The sequence below is a fragment of the Streptomyces sp. NPDC050704 genome, assembly GCF_040654355.1.
Lineage (GTDB): Bacteria > Actinomycetota > Actinomycetes > Streptomycetales > Streptomycetaceae > Streptomyces.
In genome coordinates this window covers 82,909-104,549 of the sequence record NZ_JBFAHW010000025.1, presented here as the reverse complement: position 1 = coordinate 104,549, position 21,641 = coordinate 82,909, and the positions used below count along the sequence as shown (strand labels likewise).

The 21,641-nt window shown below is 69.9% G+C and carries 17 protein-coding genes and 1 riboswitch; of the genes, 13 read left to right on the top strand and 4 right to left on the bottom strand.

Features of this window, described 5'->3' with window-relative positions; translation table 11 throughout:
• Nucleotides 1-9: 9 nt before the first annotated feature.
• Nucleotides 10-726, bottom strand: coding sequence for a hypothetical protein (locus AB0I18_RS17440; RefSeq protein ID WP_363106345.1), 717 nt, complete (start codon nt 724-726; stop codon nt 10-12).
• A gap of 192 nt (nt 727-918) precedes the next feature.
• On the opposite strand from AB0I18_RS17440, the gene AB0I18_RS17435 reads away from it, so the two are divergent.
• The 5 genes from AB0I18_RS17435 to AB0I18_RS17415 all read left to right on the top strand — a co-directional run bounded on the left by AB0I18_RS17435 (nt 919) and on the right by AB0I18_RS17415 (nt 7,131).
• Nucleotides 919-2,982 (top strand): N-6 DNA methylase, encoded by a 2,064-nt coding sequence (locus AB0I18_RS17435; RefSeq protein WP_363106344.1) that lies wholly within the window; start codon nt 919-921, stop codon nt 2,980-2,982.
• 132 nt (nt 2,983-3,114) lie between these two features.
• Nucleotides 3,115-3,732 carry a hypothetical protein gene (locus tag AB0I18_RS17430; protein WP_363106343.1) on the top strand — a complete coding sequence of 206 codons (618 nt, stop codon included), beginning with the start codon at nt 3,115-3,117 and terminating at the stop codon, nt 3,730-3,732.
• Nucleotides 3,729-5,252: a serine/threonine-protein kinase gene (locus AB0I18_RS17425; protein ID WP_363106342.1), complete on the top strand. Its 1,524-nt coding sequence runs from the start codon at nt 3,729-3,731 to the stop codon at nt 5,250-5,252. Before AB0I18_RS17430 ends, AB0I18_RS17425 begins: the two co-directional genes overlap by 4 nt.
• Nucleotides 5,253-5,384: 132 nt before the next feature.
• Nucleotides 5,385-6,032: a SurA N-terminal domain-containing protein gene (locus AB0I18_RS17420; RefSeq protein WP_363106341.1), complete on the top strand. Its 648-nt coding sequence runs from the start codon at nt 5,385-5,387 to the stop codon at nt 6,030-6,032.
• A gap of 142 nt (nt 6,033-6,174) precedes the next feature.
• Nucleotides 6,175-7,131 (top strand): nucleoside triphosphate pyrophosphohydrolase, encoded by a 957-nt coding sequence (locus tag AB0I18_RS17415; protein ID WP_363106340.1) that lies wholly within the window; start codon nt 6,175-6,177, stop codon nt 7,129-7,131.
• 114 nt (nt 7,132-7,245) lie between these two features.
• Here AB0I18_RS17415 and AB0I18_RS17410 read toward each other — a convergent pair whose 3' ends face one another.
• Nucleotides 7,246-8,502 (bottom strand): cytochrome P450, encoded by a 1,257-nt coding sequence (locus AB0I18_RS17410; RefSeq protein ID WP_363106339.1) that lies wholly within the window; start codon nt 8,500-8,502, stop codon nt 7,246-7,248.
• A gap of 361 nt (nt 8,503-8,863) precedes the next feature.
• Here AB0I18_RS17410 and AB0I18_RS17405 point away from each other — a divergent pair, with 361 nt between their 5' ends.
• From AB0I18_RS17405 to AB0I18_RS17370, 8 genes are all read left to right on the top strand, one after another.
• Nucleotides 8,864-9,871 (top strand): transglycosylase family protein, encoded by a 1,008-nt coding sequence (locus tag AB0I18_RS17405; RefSeq protein WP_363106338.1) that lies wholly within the window; start codon nt 8,864-8,866, stop codon nt 9,869-9,871.
• Nucleotides 9,872-10,087: 216 nt separating this feature from the next.
• Nucleotides 10,088-10,255, top strand: a riboswitch (cyclic di-AMP (ydaO/yuaA leader).
• Between the two features lie 4 nt (nt 10,256-10,259).
• The gene (locus tag AB0I18_RS17400; RefSeq protein WP_363106337.1) at nt 10,260-10,976 is read left to right on the top strand and encodes a transglycosylase family protein; all 717 of its coding nucleotides are present in this window, start codon (nt 10,260-10,262) and stop codon (nt 10,974-10,976) included.
• Nucleotides 10,977-11,298: 322 nt separating this feature from the next.
• Nucleotides 11,299-12,585, top strand: coding sequence for a phosphopyruvate hydratase (gene eno / locus AB0I18_RS17395; protein ID WP_363106336.1), 1,287 nt, complete (start codon nt 11,299-11,301; stop codon nt 12,583-12,585).
• A gap of 154 nt (nt 12,586-12,739) precedes the next feature.
• Entirely contained in the window at nt 12,740-13,216 is a 477-nt protein-coding gene (locus tag AB0I18_RS17390; RefSeq protein ID WP_363106335.1) for a septum formation initiator family protein, read from the top strand.
• Nucleotides 13,217-13,279: 63 nt separating this feature from the next.
• Nucleotides 13,280-13,822 (top strand): DUF501 domain-containing protein, encoded by a 543-nt coding sequence (locus AB0I18_RS17385; RefSeq protein WP_363106334.1) that lies wholly within the window; start codon nt 13,280-13,282, stop codon nt 13,820-13,822.
• A complete protein-coding gene (locus AB0I18_RS17380) occupies nt 13,819-14,760 on the top strand; it encodes a Ppx/GppA phosphatase family protein (protein WP_363106333.1) in 942 nt (313 codons plus the stop codon). Before AB0I18_RS17385 ends, AB0I18_RS17380 begins: the two co-directional genes overlap by 4 nt.
• Nucleotides 14,761-15,190: 430 nt before the next feature.
• Entirely contained in the window at nt 15,191-16,603 is a 1,413-nt protein-coding gene (locus tag AB0I18_RS17375; protein ID WP_363106332.1) for an NAD(P)/FAD-dependent oxidoreductase, read from the top strand.
• A gap of 197 nt (nt 16,604-16,800) precedes the next feature.
• A complete protein-coding gene (locus tag AB0I18_RS17370; RefSeq protein ID WP_363106331.1) occupies nt 16,801-18,090 on the top strand; it encodes a class I SAM-dependent methyltransferase in 1,290 nt (429 codons plus the stop codon).
• A 68-nt stretch (nt 18,091-18,158) separates the two neighbouring features.
• Here AB0I18_RS17370 and AB0I18_RS17365 read toward each other — a convergent pair whose 3' ends face one another.
• On the bottom strand, nt 18,159-20,684 hold the full coding sequence (locus tag AB0I18_RS17365; RefSeq protein WP_363106330.1) for an FtsX-like permease family protein: 2,526 nt from the start codon (nt 20,682-20,684) through the stop codon (nt 18,159-18,161).
• Nucleotides 20,685-20,750: 66 nt separating this feature from the next.
• Complete coding sequence (locus AB0I18_RS17360; RefSeq protein WP_363106329.1) at nt 20,751-21,521, bottom strand: ABC transporter ATP-binding protein; 771 nt, start codon at nt 21,519-21,521, stop codon at nt 20,751-20,753.
• Nucleotides 21,522-21,641 lie beyond the last annotated feature (120 nt).

The window sequence follows — 21,641 nt, the reverse complement described above, 5'->3', positions numbered from 1 at the left end:
GGGCGGGCGTCAGCCCGTCCTCTTCCAGTCCTGGCAGCCCGAGGTCTTGAAGTACGCGTCGCCGGCCGCGACGGTGACGACGGCCGTGCCGCTCACGTTGTGGTTCGCGATGACCGAGTCCAAGGAGTGCGAGGCGTCCTTGGTGCGCTCCCAGTAGCAGAGGTCGTCGGTGTTGCCGGTGGACCTGTAGGTGCCCGGAGCGAGGTCGGAGCCGACTCTGTGCATCCCGCCGTTGCCCTTGATCCGCGTGGCCGGTGTGCCGGACGCCTTCGCCGCGACGGCCTCCCAGTCCTGGCAGCCGCTCGACTTGAAGAGCTTGTCGGTCGCCAGGATCGTCACGTAGCTGGTGCCGCTGACGTTGTCGTTGGCGAGGAGCGAGTCCAGTTCGCCCGAGGCGTCCTTGGCGCGTTCCCAGTAGCAGAGGCCGTCGGTGTTGCCCGTGGTCCGGTAGGTCCCGGGCTTGACGTCCGTGCCGACCTCGAAGTCGCCGTCGCCCTCGAACGCGGCTTTCGGCTCGGCCTTGTCCGACTTGGTGTCCGTCTTGGTGTCCGCGTTGGTGTCCGTCTTCTTGCCGGAGTCGCGCTCGGCGGCAGCGGCGGAGCCCTTGCCGCTGCCGCCGGAACCACCGGAACCGCCGTCCCCGTTGTCGCCCGCGTTCGCCGACACCGCGCCGATGACGACGACGCTCACGACGACCCCCATCGCGATCCTGCCCTTTGCTCCCATGACAGACCCCTCCCCCAAGGAGGCGGCCACCTCTTCTTCGGCGGCCGCTCACCCGATGGGTCAATCAGAACAGAGGCTGTGAACCGAGTCAACACGATTCACGAGGATGAGTGTGTACACGGCGTGAACGGATGAGTCTTGCGTGCGTCGGTATGCTCGGCGTCACACACCAAGACGAGGGGAGCCCGGCGGGTGCAGGACAACGCGTCAGAGGTCTCAGAGGTCACCGCGGCCGGCATCGCCCGGCTCGCCGGAGTCGGCCGCGCCGCCGTCAGCAACTGGCGCCGCCGCCACGCCGACTTCCCCAGACCCGTCGGCGGCACCGAGACCAGCCCCTCCTTCGCGCTCACCGAGGTCGAGGAGTGGCTGCGCGCCCAGGGCAAGCTGGCCGAGGTCCCCCTGCGCGAGCGCGTCTGGCAGCAGGCCGCCGGTCACCCGGAGGGCCCGGTCACCGCCCTCGTCCACGTCGGCTGCGCGCTTCTGCTCATCCACGACCGCCCCCCGGTCTGGCTGGAGTTGAGCGCCGGCTCCGACACCCGGCTGGCCGAACTGCTGCCCACCTCCCTCGACCAGGTCATCACCCCGCGCTTCGGCCTGGTCCGCAAGCGGGCCGTGGACTCACCGACCACCGCCCAACTGCTCCCGTCCGTCCCCCTGTTGCGCGGCGCCGCCGAGCTGGCGGCCGAACTGGGCGCCCGGCAGACGTACGAGTTCCTGCTCGGCCGGCATCTCGACGCCAACCCGCGCCAGTACACGCTCACCCCGACCGGCCTGGCCGCCCTCATGGCCGACCTCGCAGGACCGGCGCAGACCGTTCTCGACCCGGCGTGCGGCACCGGCGCCCTGCTGCGCGCCGTGGCCGCCGCGCAGGACACGAAGGCCACGAAGGACCAGCACCTCTACGGCCAGGACAGCGCCCCCGAACCGGCCGCCCTCACGGCCCTGCGCCTGGCCCTCCACGCGAAGGCCACCGTGCGCACCGCCGCCGCCGACAGCCTGCGCGCCGACACGTACGACAGCCTCAGGGCCGACGCCGTGCTGTGCCACCCGCCGTTCAACGAACGCAACTGGGGCTACGACGAGCTCGCCTACGACGGCCGCTGGGAGTACGGCTTCCCGGCCCGCACCGAGTCCGAACTGGCCTGGGTCCAGCACGCGTTGGCCCGCCTCAGGGAAGGCGGTATCGCCGTCCTCCTGATGCCGCCCGCCGCCGCCTCCCGCCGCTCGGGCCGCCGCATCCGCGCCGACCTGCTGCGCCGCGGCGCCCTGCGTGCCGTGATCGCCCTCCCGCCGGGCGCGGCACCCCCGTACAACCTCCCCCTGCACCTGTGGGTGCTGCGCAAGCCCGCCGCCACGGCCCATCCCACGCAGCCCGAGGTGCTGCTCGCCGACACCGGCGCGTTCACCGCGGACAGCCGCGGCGGCCTCGACTGGCAGGCCGTGCGCACCGCGGTCCTCGACTCCTGGCGCCCCTTCGACCGCACCGGGACCGCGCGGGCACAGCCCGGTCTCAGCCGCTCGGTGCCGGTCATCGAACTCCTCGACGACGACGTCGACCTGGCCCCCGCCCGCCATCTGCCGCCCGCCGCGGCCGCCGGCGGTGCCGAGCGGCTCGCGAGCGTCCGCGACAGCCTCGGCGAGAGCCTCCGCCTGACGGGCGACCTCACCCCGCCCGCCGTCGATCCACGGCAGCCCGTCCGCTGGCCGCTCACCACGATCGGCGAACTCGCGCGCGGGGGCGCACTGTTGCTGCGTACGGGCGGAAACGGCGGCCACGCGCGCGTGCCCGTCCTCACCGACCACGACGTCCTCGCCGGAACCGCCCCCTCCGGCACGCTGCCCGAGAGCGACGAGGAACCCGTCCTCACCGAGCCCGGCGATGTCGTCGTCCCCGTACTGGGCGGCGGCTCCATCGCGCGCGTGGTCGACGACGCGACCGCCGGCGCCGCCCTCGGCCGCAACCTCGCGCTGCTGCGCCCCGACCCGGCCGCGCTCGACCCGTGGTTCCTCGCCGGTTTCCTGCGCGGCACCGCCAACAACCGCCAGGCCAGCAGCTACGCGTCCACCGCGACCCGGCTCGACGTACGGCGCCTCCAGCTGCCCCGGCTGCCGCTGGAGCAGCAGCGCGGATACGGCGAACGGTTCCGCGCGCTCGCCGAGTTCGAGGAGGCGCTGCGGCTCGCCGGGCGCCTCGGCGAGCAGCTGGTGCGCGGCATGTACGACGGCCTGACGGACGGCACGGTCGCACCGGACTGAGCCCCTCCGGTACAGCGCCGGTGACCAGCACGACAACGGTTCGGTACAACCCGGGACCTGTTGTCCTTGTCGGCCTATACGCTCGGACTCCGATCTCGTACGTCCGTCCACATCCGGCCACCAGGAGCAGTCATGTACGGCCACGGCGCGGCGCCGCCTCCCAGCAGCACGGCTACCGTCATCAGCCTCCGTGTGCTGTTCGCCGCCGTCGGTTTCCTGACGTGCGGCATACTCGCCTGCGTTCCGCTGTTCCGCGTGGCCGTGCTGCGCGGCAGGGGGCTGGACTGGGCGCTGGCCTGGCTGAGCCTGCCCCTGTCGATCACCTGTTTTGCCGTGATCGGCTCACTGCCGGAGGCCGACCCCAGAACCGATGTCGCACTGGGCTGTGTGATGCTGCTCGGCGCGTGCAGCGCCACGTACTTCCTGATCGTGGACGTCCGGCACCACCAGCCGCGGCCCCCGTTCCCGGTCTACGCACCGCCCGGGGTGACCCAGACCGGATACGGCTATCCGCAGCCCGCCGCCCCGTACGCGGCCACGCTCCCGCACATGCAGCAGCCGCAGCCGCCGCAGGCTCCGATGCCCCAGACTCCCGTGCCCCACAACCCCGTTCCGCAGCCGCCCGCGCAGCCGCAGCGCCCCGGGCCGGCCCGCATCGACCAGGTACGCGCCGAGCTCGACGAGCTGAGCGACTATCTGCGCAAGAACGGTGATAACGGTGCGAACGGCAAGAGCGAGGACGGCAGATGACCGCGGCGCCGGGACGCGTGATCACCGACCGCTACGAACTGTCCACGCTCATCGGACAGGGCGGCATGGGCCAGGTGTGGACGGCGTACGACAAGCGCCTGGACCGGCGCGTCGCCGTCAAGCTGCTGCGCCCCGACAAGGTCGCCGGCCAGGAGGCCGACGAACTGCGCCGCCGCTTCGTCCGCGAGTGCCGCGTCACCGCCCAGGTCGACCACCCCGGCCTGGTCACCGTCCACGACGCGGGCAGCGAGGGCGAGGAACTGTTCCTCGTCATGCAGTACATCGACGGGGCCGACCTCTCCGACCACCTCGCCGAACACGACCCGTACCCCTGGCAGTGGACCGTCGCGGTCGCCGCCCAGCTGTGCGCCGTACTGTCCGCGGTGCACGCCGTGCCGATCGTCCACCGCGACCTCAAACCGCGGAACGTGATGGTCAAGCAGGACGGCACGGTCACCGTCCTGGACCTGGGCGTCGCCTCGGTGATGGACTCCGACACCACACGCCTCACCCACACCGGCTCACCCATCGGCAGCCCCGCCTACATGGCGCCCGAGCAGGCCATGGGTGGCGCGGTCGGCCCGTACACCGACCTGTACGCGCTCGGGGTGCTGATGCACGAACTCCTCAGCGGTGACGTGCCGTTCGCGGGCTCGACCGCCCTCGGCGTACTGCACCGCCACCTCTACGAGGCACCCGTCCCGGTCCGCCGCCTGCGCCCCGAAGTCCCGGACGCGCTGGAGGCCCTCGTACTGCGCCTGCTCTCCAAGGACCCGCAGCACCGCCCGGCCTCCGCACAGGAGACGTACGAGGAACTGCTCCCGCTGCTGCCCGCGCGCGGCATCCCGTCCGGCGGCCCCCTCGACCCGGCGCGCCCCTTCCTGCGCCCGCACGCCCCCTGGCCCGACCGGGCCCGCACCCCCGCATCGCAGCCGCAGGCCGCCCCCGTCGACGAGAAACCCGATGTCGCGGGCGCCGTCGACGAGGTCAAGCGCCTCCTCGGCGAGGGCCGCATCACACAGGCCGTCGACATCCTCGGCGCGATCCTGCCGGCCGCCGCCGCCCAGCACGGCGAGCACTCACCCGTCGTCCGCACCCTGCGCAAGCAATACGCGGCCACGCTGATGGACGACGGCCAGTACCGCCGCGCCCTGCCCGAGCTGCGCCGCCTCGCCGACGAGCGCGCCGCCGAGGCCGGCCACGCCGACCCGCAGTCCCTGCGCTTCCGCTACGAGGCCGCCCAGTGCCTGGAATCGCTCGGCGAAACCGCGGCCGCGCTCGCCGAGTACCGCGCACTGCTGCCGTACTACGAGAACCAGTACGTCGCCCAGGACGCCGAGCTCTCCTTCGAGGTCCGCCGCCGCATCGGCCACCTGCTGCTCGCCCTCGGCGACCGCGCCGCCGCCCACGACACGCTGGCCCGGCTCCAGTACGACGCCGAACGGCTGCGCGGCCCCGGCCACCCACTGGTCGACGAGATCCGCCGCACCCTGGCGTGGCTGGGCCAAGTGCGGGGCTAGTCGCGTCGGGGCAGTACGGAACTCTTGGCGAATCGTTGGGTCGAATGGGTGGCCGAGAGCCGGTCCCCTGCCTACCATCGATCACCGCAAGACTTTGTGCATCGCCGCACAAGCTCCCACAGGAGGTCCTCCTTGCACCGCCGCCGTCGCACCGCGCTCCTCCTCTCCGCCGCGATCGTCACCGCGGCCCCTCTCCTCACCGCCTGCGGGAACGACGCGCATCCAGGTGCCGCGGCCGTCGTCGACGGCGACCGCATCACGGTCTCCCAGCTGGAGAACCGGGTGAACGAGGTGCGGACCGCCCAGCGGGCCGCCACCACCGGCGAAGCGCAGTACGAGCAGGCCATCTCCAAGTCCGGCGGCCTCACCCGCGACACCCTGCACAGCATGGTCCTGGACCGCGTGCTGCACCGGGCCGCGCAGGACGCGGGCGTCACCGTCTCCCGCAAGGAGGTCCAGCGCACCCGGGCCGGCCTGGAGGAGCAGGCGGGCGACGCGAAGTCGCTGGAGGTGGCCTGGCTGCAGCAGTACGGCATCGCGCCCGAACGCCTCGACGACAACCTCCGCATCCAGATCGAGGCCCAGAAGCTGGCCGCCGCGCTCGGCACGGCCACCGACCAGCCCGCCTTCTGGAAGGCGCTGTCCGACGCCTCCAAGAAGATGGGCGTCGACCTGAACCCCCGCTACGGCAGCTGGGACGTCGAGAAGAGCAGCCGCGTCGACACGAAACTCCCGTGGCTGCGCGAGGTCACGCCGGCCGGGAGCCAGGAGACGGCGTAGCACTCGCCTCCCCTCCGGACGGCGGGTGACCGCGGTGGCCGCGGTGGCTGCGGTGGCTGTGGTGATCACGGCGACCTCGTTCGGCGCGTGACCTCGTCGGGTGCGTGACCTTGGTGTCAGTGGCGTGGGTTACGTTCGGTGTGTGAACGCATCCAGCCCGGGGCGCATCGTCCTGCTCACCACCAGCCACCGAGTCGCGCCCGGACTCCTGTCCTGGCCCGCCTGGCAGGCACTGCACGCCGCCGACCGAGTCCTGTGCGCGGACGGCACCCACCCCCAGCTGCCGTACCTGCGCGAGGCGGGCGTCCCGGTCGACGAGAGCGCACCGAGCGCCGAGGAGCTGGTCGACGCCTGCGCCGGCGGCCGCACGGTGACCGTCGTCGCCACCGGCGAGGGCGAGCCGCGCCTCACCGACGGCCTGGCCCGGCTGGCCGGCTCCGGCCGCGTACAGATGCCCGACCTCGAACTGCTCCCGGCGTCGTACGACCTCCCAGGCGCCCGCCTCCTCGACCTCGTCCAGGTCATGGACCGCATCCGCGCCGAATGCCCCTGGTCGTCCCAGCAGACCCACAAGGGCCTGGCGAAGTACGGCATCGAGGAGGCGTACGAACTGGTCGAGGCGATCGAGGAGGGCGACCGGCACGAGCTGCGCGAGGAACTCGGCGACGTGCTGCTCCAGGTCGTCTTCCACGCCCGGATCGCCGAAGAGGATGAAGACGAGCCCTTCTCGATCGACGACGTGGCCGGCGGCATCGTCACCAAGCTGATCCACCGCCACCCGCACGTCTTCGGGGACGAGACCGCCTCGACGCCCGAGGAGGTCAAGGAGCACTGGCTGCGAACCAAGGCCGTGGAGAAGCAGCGGACGTCCGTGACGGAAGGCGTCCCCCTCGGCCAGCCCGGCCTCGCGCTCGCCGCCAAGCTGGCATCCCGGGCGCGCACGGCGGGCCTTGAGGTACCGCCGCCGCAGGGCGAGGGCGTCGGTTACGAACTGCTGGCGATGGCCGTACGCGCCGAGGCGGAGGGCGTGGACCCGGAAGCGGCGCTGCGGGCGGCGGCGCGGGCGTACCGGGACGCGATAAGGGCGAGCGAGAGCTAGCCAGTTGGGTCAGTCGGGCGCGGGCGGCGCTGCGGCAGCGGGAAGCATCCCGCCTCGGGCGATGATCAAGATGAGGCGACATGAGGCGACCTCTGATCAGCTCGCCCTCACCTGTCAGGTGGCCGTGAACTCCACCGGGAGGTTCCGCAGCCCGCGCATGATCAGGCCGCCCCGCCAGCGCAGGTCCGCGGGATCGGCGGCGAGTTGGAGATCGGGCAGTCGGCGCAGCAGGGTGGCCAGCGCGGTGCGGCCTTCGAGACGGGCGAGCGGGGCGCCGAGGCAGTAGTGGATGCCGTGTCCGTAGCCGAGGTGCTGGTTGTCCCGGCGGGACAGGTCGAGGGTGTCCGGCTCGTCGAAACGGGCGGGATCACGGTCGGCGGCGGCGAGCACCACGAGGACGGGGTCACCGGAGGCGATGCCCTGTCCGCCGACCTGGAGAGGCTCGGTCGCGTAGCGCCAGGTGGCCAGCTCGACCGGGCCGTCGTAACGGAGAAGCTCTTCGATACCGGTGTCGAGCAGTTCGTGTTCGCCCCGCTCGATCGAACTCTGCAGCTGCGCCCGCTGCTTCGGATTGCGGAGCAGTGCGTACGTGCCGTTGCCGATGAGATTGATGGTCGTCTCGAAACCGGCGAAGAGCAGTACGAAGCACATGGCCGCGGCTTCGTTCTCGGTGAGGTGCTCGCCGTGGTCGGAGGCGCGGATGAGCCCGGAGATGAGGTCCTCGCCGGGGCCGGGGTGGTCCGGGAGCGCCTCCCGTTTGCGGTGGATCAGTTCGGCGAGGTAGCCCCGCATCTTCTTCACGGACCGGGCGACTCCGCCGCGCGGCCCGCCGCCGTGCCGGATCATCATCCCCGCCCAGTCCCGGAAGTCGTCCTGGTCCTCGCTGGGGACGCCGAGCAGGTCGCAGATGGCGTAGATGGGGAGGGGGAACGCGAACTCGTGGATGAGGTCGGCGCTTCCGGTGTGCGCGAAGCGGTCGATGAGCTGGTCGGTCAGTTCCTGGACGCGGGGCGCGAACTCGGCCACGCGACGGGGTGTGAACGCCTTCGAGACGAGCCGGCGCAGCCGGGTGTGGTCCGGCGGGTCGATGTTGAGCAGATGGGTCATGAGGTTGGCGCCGCGCTCACCGGGGATGCCCGTCTTGCTCTTGCCGTGGGCGTCCTTGGAGTGGTGCACGGGATTCTTGGAGAGTCGCGGGTCGGCGAGTGCCTGCTTGGCGTCCGCGTACCGGGTCACGAGCCACGCCTCGACGCCGCTGGGGAGCGTGGTGCGGTGCACGGGCGCATGCTCGCGGAGCCACGCGTAGGCGGGGTACGGGTCGGTGGCGAACTCCCAGGTGAAGAGTTCCGGTTCGATCTGTGGGGCGTTCACGGGGTGACGGTACCGGGGAGCCCTGCCGAGACCCGCAACTCGCGGTGAATTCGGCCGATTTGGGGTGACGTGAAACACACGTCACGCGCGGGCCGCGCACGTTGCGGGGGCGTTTCGCTACGGCCGGTCAGTGCGCGTCACCGCAGGTCAGAACTGACGGTCCCTCAACTTTGTGACTTTCACGTGATCTCCCCTGCATCGACTTGTGACAAGAGTTCGAATGCCTATACCTTCCCCACCAATGCGGCCGGTCCCATCAGCCGCAGGAGTCACAAGCGCGGTTCTCCGTTGTGCGCAGTCCCCTGCTGCGCCCGGTTCCCCGCTGTGTCGAATCCCTTGCTGTCACGCGAAAGGCAACCGCATGCTCTCCGGGAACGGTCGTCACCGTCGCCCCCGTCAGGCTCCGGCTCTTCTCGTCGCGGCGGGTGTGACCGGATCGGCCATCGCCATCCCCCTGCTCGGCGCGACCGGCGCGAGCGCCGCCAGCGGTACGACCTGGGACGCGGTCGCGGACTGCGAGAGCGGCGGCTCGTGGAGCGCCAACTCCGGCAACGGGTACTACGGCGGACTCCAGATGACCCAGGAGACCTGGGAGCAGTTCGGCGGCCTGGACTACGCGCCGAGTGCCGACCAGGCCAGCCGTTCGCAGCAGATAGCCGTCGCCGAGAAGGTCCTCGCGGGCAAGGGTACGAGCGCCTGGGCGACCTGCAGTCTCGTCGCGGGCCTGTCGCAGGACTCCGAGTCGGCCGATGTCGACACGGGTGTCCTGGACGACTCCGCCTCCCCGTCGACCGACTCGGGCACGACATCGGGTGAAACCGGCGGAAATGACACGAAGTCAGGCGACTCGGCTGGATCGGGTGAGCCGGACAAGTCCGACTCGTCCACCGGTGGCGACGCCACGAGTGCACCCGACAGCGACACCAGTGGCGACTCACAGTCTTCGGACAGCTCTTCCACAGGCGACGCGACGGGCACGACCGACGCGACAGGCACGGCGAAGAGTGACGACTCGGACAAGTCGGCCCAGAACGGCGACGCTTCGACCGGCACGGACACGGGGGCCGACAGCGGCGCGGACGACGGCGCGACCTCCGGCCGTCACCGCGGCGGCAGCGCCGACGAGAACGCCACCGGATCCCGTACGGACGACTCGTCCGGCCGGCATGCCTCGCGCGATGACAGCGCCTCGCGTGAAGCCGCCGACGGCTCGTACATCGTCCGTGCCGGAGACAGTCTCTGGGAGATCGCCGACTCCCTTGGGGTCAACGGCGGATGGCGCGAGCTCTACGCCGCGAACAAGGCGTCCGTCGGCGCCGATCCGGATCTCATCGTTCCCGGTCAGAGCCTCGAACTCGACAGCGAGTGACGGACGGGTCATCGGCGACCAAGCCGCCGAATCGGGCGAAAAGCAGCGGTAGTTCGCGGCGAATGTCCCGTTTGGTGAAAATGAGAGATGGATCTCAAGGACCCTGATCGTCTTTGAAATTCGGCGGATCGCGTGTCTACGGTCGTGACCGCTCGCCACTGGTGAGCCCCGACGGTCGCACGCCGAATCCTGCCAACGGCCGTACGGGAACAGTCGTCGCGTAAAGCGCCGTAGGCAGGAGCGGGGGACCCAAGGTAAGTGCCGGACCCGGTCGTTGAGGCCAGGTACGGCTTGGGGTTAAGCCGCGTGACAACGTCACGCGGCCGGGCAACTCACTCGGCCCGAACCCGACAGCTCACCTCGCAGGCGTCGGTGAGGGGATCACTTCATGCTGCTTTCCGGCAAGGGCAAGCACCGCCGCCCGTCCAAGGCCACCCGTATCGCCACGCTCGCCGGTGTCACCACCGCCGCTGTGGCCGTCCCGCTGATGGGCGCCACGGGAGCCTCCGCCGCCACCGCCTCCGAGTGGGACACCGTCGCCCAGTGCGAGTCCGGCGGCAACTGGTCCATCAATACCGGCAACGGCTACTACGGCGGCCTGCAGTTCTCAGCCTCCACCTGGGCCGCGTACGGCGGCACGCAGTACGCCTCCACGGCCAACCAGGCCTCCAAGTCCCAGCAGATAGCCATCGCCGAGAAGGTCCTCGCGGGCCAGGGCAAGGGTGCCTGGCCGAGCTGTGGCGTGGGCCTGTCCGGCGCCTCGTACAACGGTGGCGCGGCCTCCTCCGGCTCCGGTTCCTCGAACTCGGGCTCCGGTCAGAGCTCCACGCAGTCGCAGCCGCAGCAGAACACGCAGTCCTCGGAGGAGCGTTCCTCGCGCTCCCAGGAGCGTCCGGCCGCGAAGCAGAAGACCGTCAAGACCCCGACCGGCAAGAAGGTCAAGAAGGGCGACGGCGAGTACAAGGTCGTCAAGGGCGACACCCTCAGCGAGATCGCCGCCAAGGAGAACGTCAAGGGCGGCTGGCAGAAGCTGTTCAAGCTGAACGACGACATCGTCGACGACGCCGACTTCATCTTCCCGGGCCAGCAGCTGCACCTCAGCTGACAGAGCCGGCAGAACTGACAACAGGCTCACAGCTGAACCACGGCCCATCCCCATCCGTGGTCTCCATAGTGGAGGCCACGTGAGGGCCACCCCCCGTCCCCCAACGGGCTCCCCGCTCCGGTGCGTGTTCCCCCGTACGCACCGGAGCGGGGCTTTTTGTTCCCAGAAGGAACAATGTTTACCCTCAGTTCCGTCCACGGGGTGGCCGGGAGGCCGGCCAATCCCCCCGGGGCGGTTAGGCTCATGTCGCGGAGTCATCACCGCTCTGTAAACAACCGGGCCCCCGCGGCCCGGCGTATCCCGCGTCACATCCCATAAGGAGATGCTCGTGCCGTCCATCGACGTCGTCGTAGCCCGGGAAATCCTGGACTCCCGAGGCAACCCCACGGTCGAGGTCGAGGTCGGCCTCGACGACGGCAGCACGGGTCGTGCCGCCGTTCCGTCCGGCGCCTCCACCGGTGCCTTCGAGGCTGTTGAGCTCCGTGACGGAGACGCCAACCGCTACCTCGGCAAGGGTGTCGAGAAGGCCGTCCTCGCCGTCATCGAGCAGATCGGCCCGGAGCTCGTCGGCTACGACGCCACCGAGCAGCGGCTGATCGACCAGGCGATGATCGACCTGGACGCCACGGACAACAAGGGCTCGCTGGGCGCCAACGCCATCCTCGGCGTCTCCCTCGCCGTCGCGCACGCCGCCTCCGAGGCCAGCGACCTGCCGCTGTTCCGCTACCTGGGCGGCCCGAACGCGCACCTGCTGCCGGTCCCGATGATGAACATCCTCAACGGTGGGTCGCACGCCGACTCCAACGTCGACATCCAGGAGTTCATGATCGCCCCGATCGGCGCGGAGTCCTTCTCCGAGGCGCTGCGCTGGGGCGCCGAGGTCTACCACACCCTCAAGAAGGTGCTGAAGACCAAGGGCCTGTCCACCGGCCTCGGCGACGAGGGCGGCTTCGCGCCGAACCTGGAGTCGAACCGCGCCGCGCTCGACCTCATCCTCGAAGCGATCAAGGAGGCCGGTTACGTTCCCGGCCAGCAGATCGCCCTCGCCCTCGACGTCGCCGCCTCCGAGTTCTACAAGGACGGCAAGTACCAGTTCGAGGGCAAGGAGCGCTCGGCCGCCGAGATGACCGAGTACTACGAGGAGCTCGTGGCCTCGTACCCGCTCGTCTCCATCGAGGACCCGCTGTACGAGGACGACTGGGCCGGCTGGAACGTCATCACCGAGAAGCTCGGCGACAAGGTCCAGATCGTCGGCGACGACCTCTTCGTCACCAACCCGGAGCGCCTCGCCCGCGGCATCGAGGAGGGCTCCGCGAACGCCCTGCTCGTCAAGGTGAACCAGATCGGCTCGCTGACCGAGACGCTGGACGCCGTCGAGATGGCCCAGCGCAACGGCTTCAAGTGCATGATGTCCCACCGCTCCGGCGAGACCGAGGACGTCACCATCGCCGACCTCGCCGTCGCGGTGAACTGCGGCCAGATCAAGACCGGCGCCCCGGCCCGCTCGGACCGCGTCGCCAAGTACAACCAGCTGCTGCGCATCGAGGAGATCCTCGACGACGCCGCGGTGTACGCGGGCCGCAGTGCCTTCCCGCGCTACAAGGGCTGAGCCGACCGCAAGGACTGAGCCGACTGCTTGGAAAGGGTCGCAGCCCCGTCGTACGTACGTCCCCGTACCCGGTCCCGTACCGTGTGCGGGGACGTACGCACGTGACGGGCTCGCAGACCGTTGCAGACGGGTTTGTATCGGGGAGGCGGGACAGATGGCCGTGAAGGACCGTGACCGGTTCTCCACCGCGACCAGGCTGCGGCTGCTCGGTGAGCAGACCGCCGAGCGTGTCTACCGCTCGCAGACCAAGCGCCAGGCCCGCCGCTCGCGGCTGACCGGCCGGGCCGCGCTCCTCGCCCTGGTCCTCTGCACGCTCGTCGTCGCGCTCGCGTACCCCATAAGGCAGTACGTCTCCCAGCGCGCCGAGATCGCCGACCTCCAGCGGGAGCGGGAGCAGGCCCGCGAGCGGGTCGAGCAGCTGCGCGACTCCAAGGCGCGGTGGCAGGACGACGCGTACGCCGAGCAGCGCATCCGGGAGCGGCTGCACTATGTGATGCCGGGCGAGACCGGCTACATCGTGATCGACCCCGACGCGGCGAAGCAGACGCGTACGGATCAGACGGCGGCCGACCGTGCCTGGTACGCCAACGTCTGGGACGGCGTCGACAAGGCCGACGCCTCCGACCGGTGAACCAACTTGACCCGCTGACTTGAACCGCTGATTTGAACTGACTAGAGAGACTTACGCACAGGCATGCAAACGCCCCCGCCGCCCACTCCGCGCACCGAGCCCACCGACGAGGACGTCGAGGCCTTCAAGCAGCAGCTCGGGCGGCCGCCGCGCGGGCTGCGCGCGATCGCTCACCGCTGTCCGTGCGGGCAGCCGGACGTCGTCGAGACGGCGCCCCGGCTGCCGGACGGGACTCCGTTCCCGACGACGTACTACCTGACGTGTCCTCGGGCCGCCTCCGCCATCGGCACGCTGGAGGCGAACGGGGTCATGAAGGAGATGACGGACCGGCTCGCGACGGATGCCGGGCTGGCCGCCGCGTACCGGGCCGCCCACGAGGACTACATCGCGCGCCGCGACTCCATCGAGGTCCTCGAAGGGTTTCCGAGCGCGGGGGGTATGCCGGACCGGGTCAAGTGCCTGCATGTGCTGGTGGCGCACTCCCTGGCGGCGGGGCCCGGTGTGAACCCGCTCGGCGACGAGGCGATCGCGATGCTGCCGGAATGGTGGCGCAAGGGGACGTGCGTGGTGTCGGCGACGAACACGACAGGAGCCCACACCCCATGACTCGCGTCGCCGCCATCGACTGCGGTACGAACTCGATCCGACTCCTCGTCGCGGACGCCGACCCGGCGACGGGTGAGCTCGTCGACCTGGACCGGCGGATGACGATCGTCCGGCTCGGGCAGGGTGTCGACCGGACGGGACGGCTGGCGCCCGAGGCGCTGGAGCGGACCTTCGCCGCCTGCCGCGAGTACGCGGCGATCATCAAGGAGCACGGCGCGGAGCGCACCCGCTTCGTCGCCACCTCCGCCTCCCGCGACGCCGAGAACCGGGAGGACTTCGTACGGGGAGTCCTGGACATCCTGGGCGTCGAACCCGAGGTGATCTCCGGCGACCAGGAGGCGGAGTTCTCGTTCACGGGCGCCACCAGGGAACTGACCGGACGCGACGACCTGGCCAAGCCCTACCTCGTCGTGGACATCGGCGGCGGTTCGACCGAGTTCGTGGTCGGCGACGACCGCGTGCGCGGCGCCCGCTCGGTCGACATCGGCTGCGTACGGATGACGGAACGGCACCTCGTACGGGACGGCGTGGTCACCGACCCGCCGGCCCCGGAGCAGATCCGGGCGATCCGCGCCGACATCGAGGCGGCCCTGGACCTCGCCGAGCAGGCCGTTCCACTGCGTGAGGCGCACACGCTGGTCGGCCTCGCGGGGTCCGTCACGACGATCTCGGCGATCGCCCTGGGCCTGCCGGAGTACGACTCGGCGGCGATCCACCACTCCCGGGTCTCCTACGACCGTGTCCGCGAGATCACGGAGTCGCTCCTCTCCGCCACGCACGCCGAACGCGCCGCGATCCCCTCCATGCACCCGGGCCGCGTCGACGTCATCGGCGCCGGCGCCCTCGTACTGCTCTCGATCATGGAGCGGATCGGCGCGAGCGAGGTCGTGGTGAGCGAGCACGACATCCTCGACGGCATCGCGTGGTCGGTGGCGTAGCTCGCCTGGCGGAGCCTTGGAGCCTCTGCTGAGCAGGTTGGACAACGTATGAGCGCATCTGAAGGGGCCCGAAAACCCCCTCCGTGAGACCCCGTCGGAAAACTTCGTGAAGTTCTTCACAAGAGAATCGGCCCTGTTGGGTGAGGTTTTGGCCCTGGCGGCCCTTCCCGGGGCCCCGTACGGGTTCGGAGCATGATCAACAGGGTGTTCCGCCGAGGTTGCGGTCGTATGAAACGAGAGGGTGGTCCACGGGGGTCCAGGGCCCGGAGTGGCAGCTCACGCGGCATTGACAACGGCTCCCGCTGCCTGCTGGTTCCCTCGTCGCGCCATGACCTGGATCACGCGAGCCGCGCAGTGTAGCAGAGGGGGCGACCAAGCTTGTGAAGGGGCGCACGAGCGACCCCCCTGGGGCGGGTGGATACTCGATGGCATGAGCACCACGGAGCGTCCCAGGATCCTCGTAGTAGGCGGTGGGTACGTAGGCCTGTACGCAGCTCGGCGCATCCTCAAGAAGATGCGCTACGGCGAGGCGACCGTCACGGTCGTCGACCCCCGGTCGTACATGACCTACCAGCCCTTCCTCCCCGAAGCCGCCGCCGGCAGCATCTCCCCGCGGCATGTCGTCGTCCCACTGCGACGCGTGCTCCCCAAGGCGGAGGTGCTCACCGGCCGGGTCACCACCATCGACCAGGACCGCAAGGTCGCCACGATCGCCCCCCTCGTGGGTGAGGCGTACGAGCTTCCTTTCGACTACCTCGTCATCGCCATGGGCGCGGTCTCCCGCACCTTCCCGATCCCCGGCCTCGCCGAACAGGGCATCGGTATGAAGGGCATCGAGGAGGCCATCGGCCTGCGCAACCACGTGCTGGAGCAGCTCGACAAGGCCGACTCCACGCATGACGAGGACGTCCGCCGCAAGGCGTTGACCTTCGTCTTCGTGGGCGGTGGCTTCGCGGGTGCGGAGACCATCGGCGAGGTCGAGGACATGGCTCGCGATGCCGCCAAGTACTACAACAACGTGTCTCGCGAGGACATGCGGTTCATCCTCGTCGACGCCGCGGACAAGATCCTCCCCGAGGTCGGCCCCAAGCTCGGCCAGTACGGCAAGGAGCACCTGGAGGGCCGTGGGGTCGAGGTCTACCTCTCCACCTCCATGGACTCCTGCGTCGACGGTCACGTGGTGCTGAAGAACGGCCTTGAGGTCGACTCCAACACCATCGTGTGGACGGCCGGCGTCAAGCCGAACCCCGTCCTCTCGCGCTTCGGTCTGCCGCTCGGCCCGCGCGGTCACGTGGACACCCAGACCACCCTCCAGGTGCAGGGCACGGACTACATCTGGGCCGCCGGCGACAACGCCCAGGTGCCGGACGTCGCCGCCCGCAAGGCCGGCAACGAGAACGCCTGGTGCCCGCCGAACGCGCAGCACGCGCTGCGGCAGGCGCGGGTCCTCGGTGACAACGTGATCTCCGGCATGCGGGGCTTCCCGCAGAAGGAGTACGCGCACGCCAACAAGGGTGCCGTCGCGGGGCTCGGCCTGCACAAGGGCGTCGCGATGATCGTCATGGGCAAGGTGAAGATCAAGCTCAAGGGCCGGCTCGCCTGGTACATGCACCGCGGCTACCACGGTATGGCCATGCCGACCTGGAACCGGAAGATCCGGGTCTTCGCGGACTGGACGCTCGCGGTGTTCCTGAAGCGTGAGGTCGTCTCGCTCGGTGCGATGGAGACTCCGCGCGAGGAGTTCTACGAGGCCGCCAAGCCCGCGCCGGCGGCCGCCGTCAAGGCCGAGCCCGCTCCGGCTCCGGCTGCCGCCAAGACCGAGGAGAAGGCCAAGGCCTCCTGACCTCCGGTCACCGCTCTACCCCGAAGGGGCCTCCCGCCATCCGTGGTGCGGGCGGCCCCTTCGGCGTTTTTCCCCGCCCGGCGGGGGCGAGGACCCTTTTTGCTGAGACATGACGCTTTAGCGGGACTGTGTTCCGGGCACTCTGGTGTTTACGTGGTGTTGGAGTTTGTGGACCCGTCGTCACGGAGGTGTGCGTCATGCCGGACGCGGCGCTGAGGCTGAAGGCGCTGTTGGAGCAGTTGCAGGGGTCACCGATCCCGGTGCGGATCCGCGCCTGGGACGGTTCGGAGTCGGGCCCGCCCGACGCCCCCGCACTCGTCGTACGAAATCGCCGTGCCCTGCGCCGGCTGCTGTGGAAACCGGGCGAACTGGGGATGGCCCGGGCCTGGGTCGCCGGAGACCTGACGGTGGACGGCGACCTCTACGCCGCCCTGGAGGCGATGGCCGCGCTGGTGTGGGAGCGCGGTGAGGACGCCAGGACCCTCGGCGAGGCCCTGCGCGATCCCGACGTACGGGCCGCGGTGCGCGGACTCGTGAAGATGGCCGGGCCCCCGCTGCCGCCCGCCCCGCCCCGCGAGGAGGTCCGCAGACGCACCCACCTGCACACCAAGCGCAGCGACAGACGCGCGATCAGCCATCACTACGACGTCGGCAACGACTTCTACGAGCTGGTCCTCGGACCGTCGATGGTCTACTCGTGCGCCTACTGGGAGTCTCCGGAAGGGGCCCTGGAGGACGCCCAGCGCGACAAGCTCGAACTCATCGCCCGCAAGCTGGACCTGAAGCCGGGCATGCGGCTGCTCGACGTCGGCTGCGGCTGGGGCTCGATGGCCATCCACGCGGCCCGCGAGCACGGCGTGAGCGTCGTCGGCGTCACGCTTTCCCAGGAACAGGCCGCGTACGCCCGTAAGCGTGTCGCAGGCGAAGGACTCACCGACCGGGTCGAGATCCGCGTCCAGGACTACCGGGACGTCACCGACGGCCCGTACGACGCGATCTCCTCCATCGGCATGGCCGAACACGTCGGCAGCGACCGCTACCTGGACTACGCGCGGGACCTGTTCGGCCTCCTGAAGCCGGGCGGACGGCTGCTCAACCATCAGATCGGCCGCCGTCCTTGGCGCGACGAGACGAGGTACGAGGTCGACGAGTTCATCGACGCGTACGTCTTCCCGGACGGCGAGCTCGCGCCGATCGGCGGGACCGTGACCCAGCTCGAAAGCGCCGGGTTCGAGGTGCGTGACGTCGAGTCGATCCGCGAGCACTACGCGCTCACGCTGCGCCGCTGGGTCGCCAACCTGCAGGCGGACTGGCCGGCCGCGATCCGGTTCACCAGCCCCGGCCGGGCCCGCGTCTGGCTCCTCTACATGGCCGCCTCGGCGCTCGCCTTCGAGCGCAACCGCATCGGGGTCAACCAGGTGCTGGCGGTGAAGACCCCGGACACCGGCACCTCGGGGATGCCGCTGCGCGCCCGCTCCTGGCGGTAGGCCGTACGTGAGTGGGGCCCCGGACGACGCTCGTCCGGGGCCCCAACTCCTGTGCGCACCGCCAGGAACTACTCGCTCTTGATCGCCATGAGCGGGTTCAGCTTCGCCGCGCTGCGCGCCGGCCACATCGCCGCGAGGACGCCGACCAGGCCCGCGATGCAGAGGAAGACGGCGATTCGGCCGAACGGGATCTCCATGGTGTACGTCTTCACCGTGCCGGAGATGCTGTCGCCCGCCACCCAGCCCATGAAGAGGCCGAGACCGATGCCGAGCACCGCACCGAACAGGGAGATGATGATCGCCTCCAGGCGCACCATCTGCTTGACCTTCGCGCGGTCGAGACCGATGGCCCGCATCATGCCGATCTCGTGCTTCCGCTCGAAGACCGACATGGCCAGGGTGTTGATGACACCGAGGACGGCGATCAGGATGGCCATCGCCAGGAGGCCGTAGAGCATGTTCAGCATCAGGTTGATCGCGCCGGCGATCTCGTTGTTGATCGCGTTCTTGTCCTGGATCTTGATGGCGGGGTTGTCGCCCAGGGCCTTGACGATGGCGTCCTCGGCCCGGTCGGAGACACCGTCCTTCATCTTCACCATGACCTGCTGATCGGTGACCTTCGACAGGTGCGGGTCGACCACGGCGAGCGGCGCGAACAGACCGTTGATCATCTCGTTCTGCTCGTAGACGCCGACGACCTTCAGCCGGGCTGTCTTGCCGTCGTCGAACTTCACCGGGACGGTGTCACCCGTCTTCAGGCCCTCCTTGTCCGCGGTCTCCTTGTCGACCAGCGTGGAGGCGCCGGTCAGGTTCGCGAGGGAGCCGCTGGTGAAGTCGAGGCTCACCAGCTTGCCGAAGGCCTTCTCGTCGACGCCGGAGACCTCGGTGTACGAGTCGCCGAGCTCGCCGTAGGCCGGGCGCAACGGGCTGCTCGCCTCGACGTCGGGGAGCTTGTCCAGCTTCTCGCGGACCTCGGGGGCCAGCGGCTGGTAGTTCGCCATGGAGACGGTGTAGTCGGCCTTCAGGGAGTCCGCGGCCATCTTGTTGATGGCGCTGCCCATGGAGGTCGCGACCACCGTCATCGCCGTGATGAGGGTCAGGCCGATCATCAGGGCCGAGGCGGTGGAGGCCGTGCGGCGCGGGTTGCGCACCGCGTTGAGCCGGGACAGCTTGCCCGTGACGCCGAACGGCTTCAGGAGCGGGGCCGACGCGGCGATGAACGGGCGCGACAGGAGCGGCGTGAGGACGATGACACCGACCAGGATCACTCCGGCGCCGCCGGCCTTCACGTAGTTGTCGTCCATGAACAGCATGACCGTGCCGAGGGCGACGATGATCGAGCCGATGGTGTTGCGGACGACGAGACCGCGCGTGGTCGGCGTCGCGTGGACGCTGTTCATCGCGGCGACCGGCGGGATCTTCGCGGCGCGGCGGCCCGGCAGCCAGGCGGCCAGCATGGTCACGACCACGCCGATGACCAGCGCGACGACGATCGTGGTCGGGGCGATGACGAGCGGCCCGTCGGGCAGGGAGGCGCCCGCGGAGTTCATCAGGGACTCCAGGCCCATGGCCACGCCGATGCCGAGCGCGAAGCCGGTCACCGCGGCCGCCAGGCCCACGAGGAACGCCTCGATGAGCACGGAGCGCGTCACCTGGCGGCGCGAGGCGCCGATGGCGCGCATCAGCGCCAGCTCCTTGGTGCGCTGGGCGACCAGCATGGTGAAGGTGTTGGCGATGATGAAGATACCGACGAACAGGGCGATTCCCGCGAAGATGAGCAGGACCTGGCTCATCGCACTGGTCTGCTCCTCGATCATCGCCTCCTGGTCGGCGGAGAGCTGGGCACCGGAGAGGGCGACCGTCTCCTTCGGCAGGATCTTCTCGACCGAGCTCTTCAGGGCCGTCTCGGAGGTGCCCGCGGCGGCCTTCACGTCGATCTCGTCGTACTGGCTCTTGCCGAGGACCTTCATGGCGGTGTCGTTGTCGAACACCACCAGGCTGCCGCCCGCGAGGACGCTGCCGGACTCGGTGTCGAAGACGCCGCTGATTTTCGCCTGCCTCACCGGTCCGTCGGTGGAGTAGCGGACAGTGTCGCCGACCTTGTAGCCGGTGCGTCCGGCGGTCCTGGAGTCGAGCGCGATGTCACCGGCGGACTTGGGTGCCGCGCCCTCGGTGAAGTCGTAGCGGGGGTCCTTGCCGTCCTTGCCGGGGTAGTAGTTGGCGCCGGAGGTGCCCCAGTCGCCGCCGACGAGCTTGCCGTCCTTGTCGGCGAGTGCGGTGAAGTCCATGACGCCGCCGATCGCCGAGTCGGCGCCAGGCAGGTTCTCGGTCTTCTTCAGGAGGGCGTCGGTCAGCCGCGGCGGCGTCTTGGCCTCGCCGTCGTCACCGGACCCGTAGGAGGAGCCGCCTTCGGGCTGTATGGCGACCGAGACGTGGTCGAAGCTCTTCGCCGACTTGTTCTTGTAGGCGTTGCCGAAGGTGTCGGTGAAGACCAGGGTGCCGGAGACGAAGGCGACGCCGAGCATGACGGCGAGCACGGTCATCAACAGCCTGGCCTTGTGCGCGAGGACGTTGCGCAGGGCGGTACGGAACATGGGTTTCTGTCCTGGTGGAGGAGGAGGCGGGACGAGACGCGGCGGGGTGCGAGGGCGTGTTGTCGGCTAGCTCGTACGGCCCTTGGCGTCGAAGTCCTTCATCCGGTCGAGGACGCCGTCGGCGGTCGGCGAGAGCATCTCGTCGACGATCCGCCCGTCGGCCAGGAAGATCACGCGGTCCGCGTACGCCGCGGCCACCGGGTCGTGGGTGACCATGACGACGGTCTGCCCCATCTCCCGTACGGAGTTGCGGAGGAAGCCCAGCACCTCGGCACCCGAGCGCGAGTCCAGGTTTCCGGTGGGCTCGTCGCCGAAGATGATGTCCGGGCGGGACGCCAGCGCACGGGCCACGGCGACGCGCTGCTGCTGGCCGCCGGAGAGCTCGGTGGGACGGTGGGAGAGCCGGTCGGCCAGGCCCACCATGCCGATCACCTTGTTCAGCCACTCCTTGTCCGGCTTGCGGCCCGCGATGTCCATCGGAAGGGTGATGTTCTCCAGGGCCGTGAGGGTCGGCAGGAGGTTGAACGCCTGGAAGATGAAGCCGATCTTGTCCCGGCGCAGCTTGGTGAGCTGCTTGTCCTTGAGGGAGCCGAGTTCGGTGTCGCCGATCCGGACCGAGCCGGAGGAGAAGGTGTCCAGGCCCGCCACACAGTGCATCAGCGTGGACTTGCCGGACCCGGAGGGGCCCATGATCGCGGTGAACTCGGCCTGCCGGAAGTCGACGGAGACCCGGTCGAGGGCGATCACCTGGGTCTCGCCCTGCCCGTAGACCTTCGACAGTTCCGTGGCGCGGGCGGCCACCGTGGTGGTCCGGGCGGCGAAGGGTGTGGTGGTCACGGAGAGGGCTCCTTGTCGGGACGACGAGTGGGGACGGCTTTGTTGTTCCATCGTCGACGCCGATCGGCGCCCTGTAGTCACCCGTTGTTCCGGTTCTGAAGACACTCTCGGGTCGGACTG

Coding starts and splice junctions, on each gene's coding strand:
- AB0I18_RS17405 (WP_363106338.1), top strand. CDS start 8,864: ATGCTCTCCGGGAACGGTCGTCACCGTCGCCCCCGTCAGGCTCCGGCT.
- AB0I18_RS17385 (WP_363106334.1), top strand. CDS start 13,280: ATGCAAACGCCCCCGCCGCCCACTCCGCGCACCGAGCCCACCGACGAG.
- AB0I18_RS17440 (WP_363106345.1), bottom strand. CDS start 726: ATGGGAGCAAAGGGCAGGATCGCGATGGGGGTCGTCGTGAGCGTCGTC.
- AB0I18_RS17400 (WP_363106337.1), top strand. CDS start 10,260: ATGCTGCTTTCCGGCAAGGGCAAGCACCGCCGCCCGTCCAAGGCCACC.
- AB0I18_RS17390 (WP_363106335.1), top strand. CDS start 12,740: ATGGCCGTGAAGGACCGTGACCGGTTCTCCACCGCGACCAGGCTGCGG.
- AB0I18_RS17365 (WP_363106330.1), bottom strand. CDS start 20,684: ATGTTCCGTACCGCCCTGCGCAACGTCCTCGCGCACAAGGCCAGGCTG.
- AB0I18_RS17370 (WP_363106331.1), top strand. CDS start 16,801: ATGCCGGACGCGGCGCTGAGGCTGAAGGCGCTGTTGGAGCAGTTGCAG.
- eno (WP_363106336.1), top strand. CDS start 11,299: ATGCTCGTGCCGTCCATCGACGTCGTCGTAGCCCGGGAAATCCTGGAC.
- AB0I18_RS17375 (WP_363106332.1), top strand. CDS start 15,191: ATGAGCACCACGGAGCGTCCCAGGATCCTCGTAGTAGGCGGTGGGTAC.
- AB0I18_RS17425 (WP_363106342.1), top strand. CDS start 3,729: ATGACCGCGGCGCCGGGACGCGTGATCACCGACCGCTACGAACTGTCC.
- AB0I18_RS17430 (WP_363106343.1), top strand. CDS start 3,115: ATGTACGGCCACGGCGCGGCGCCGCCTCCCAGCAGCACGGCTACCGTC.
- AB0I18_RS17380 (WP_363106333.1), top strand. CDS start 13,819: ATGACTCGCGTCGCCGCCATCGACTGCGGTACGAACTCGATCCGACTC.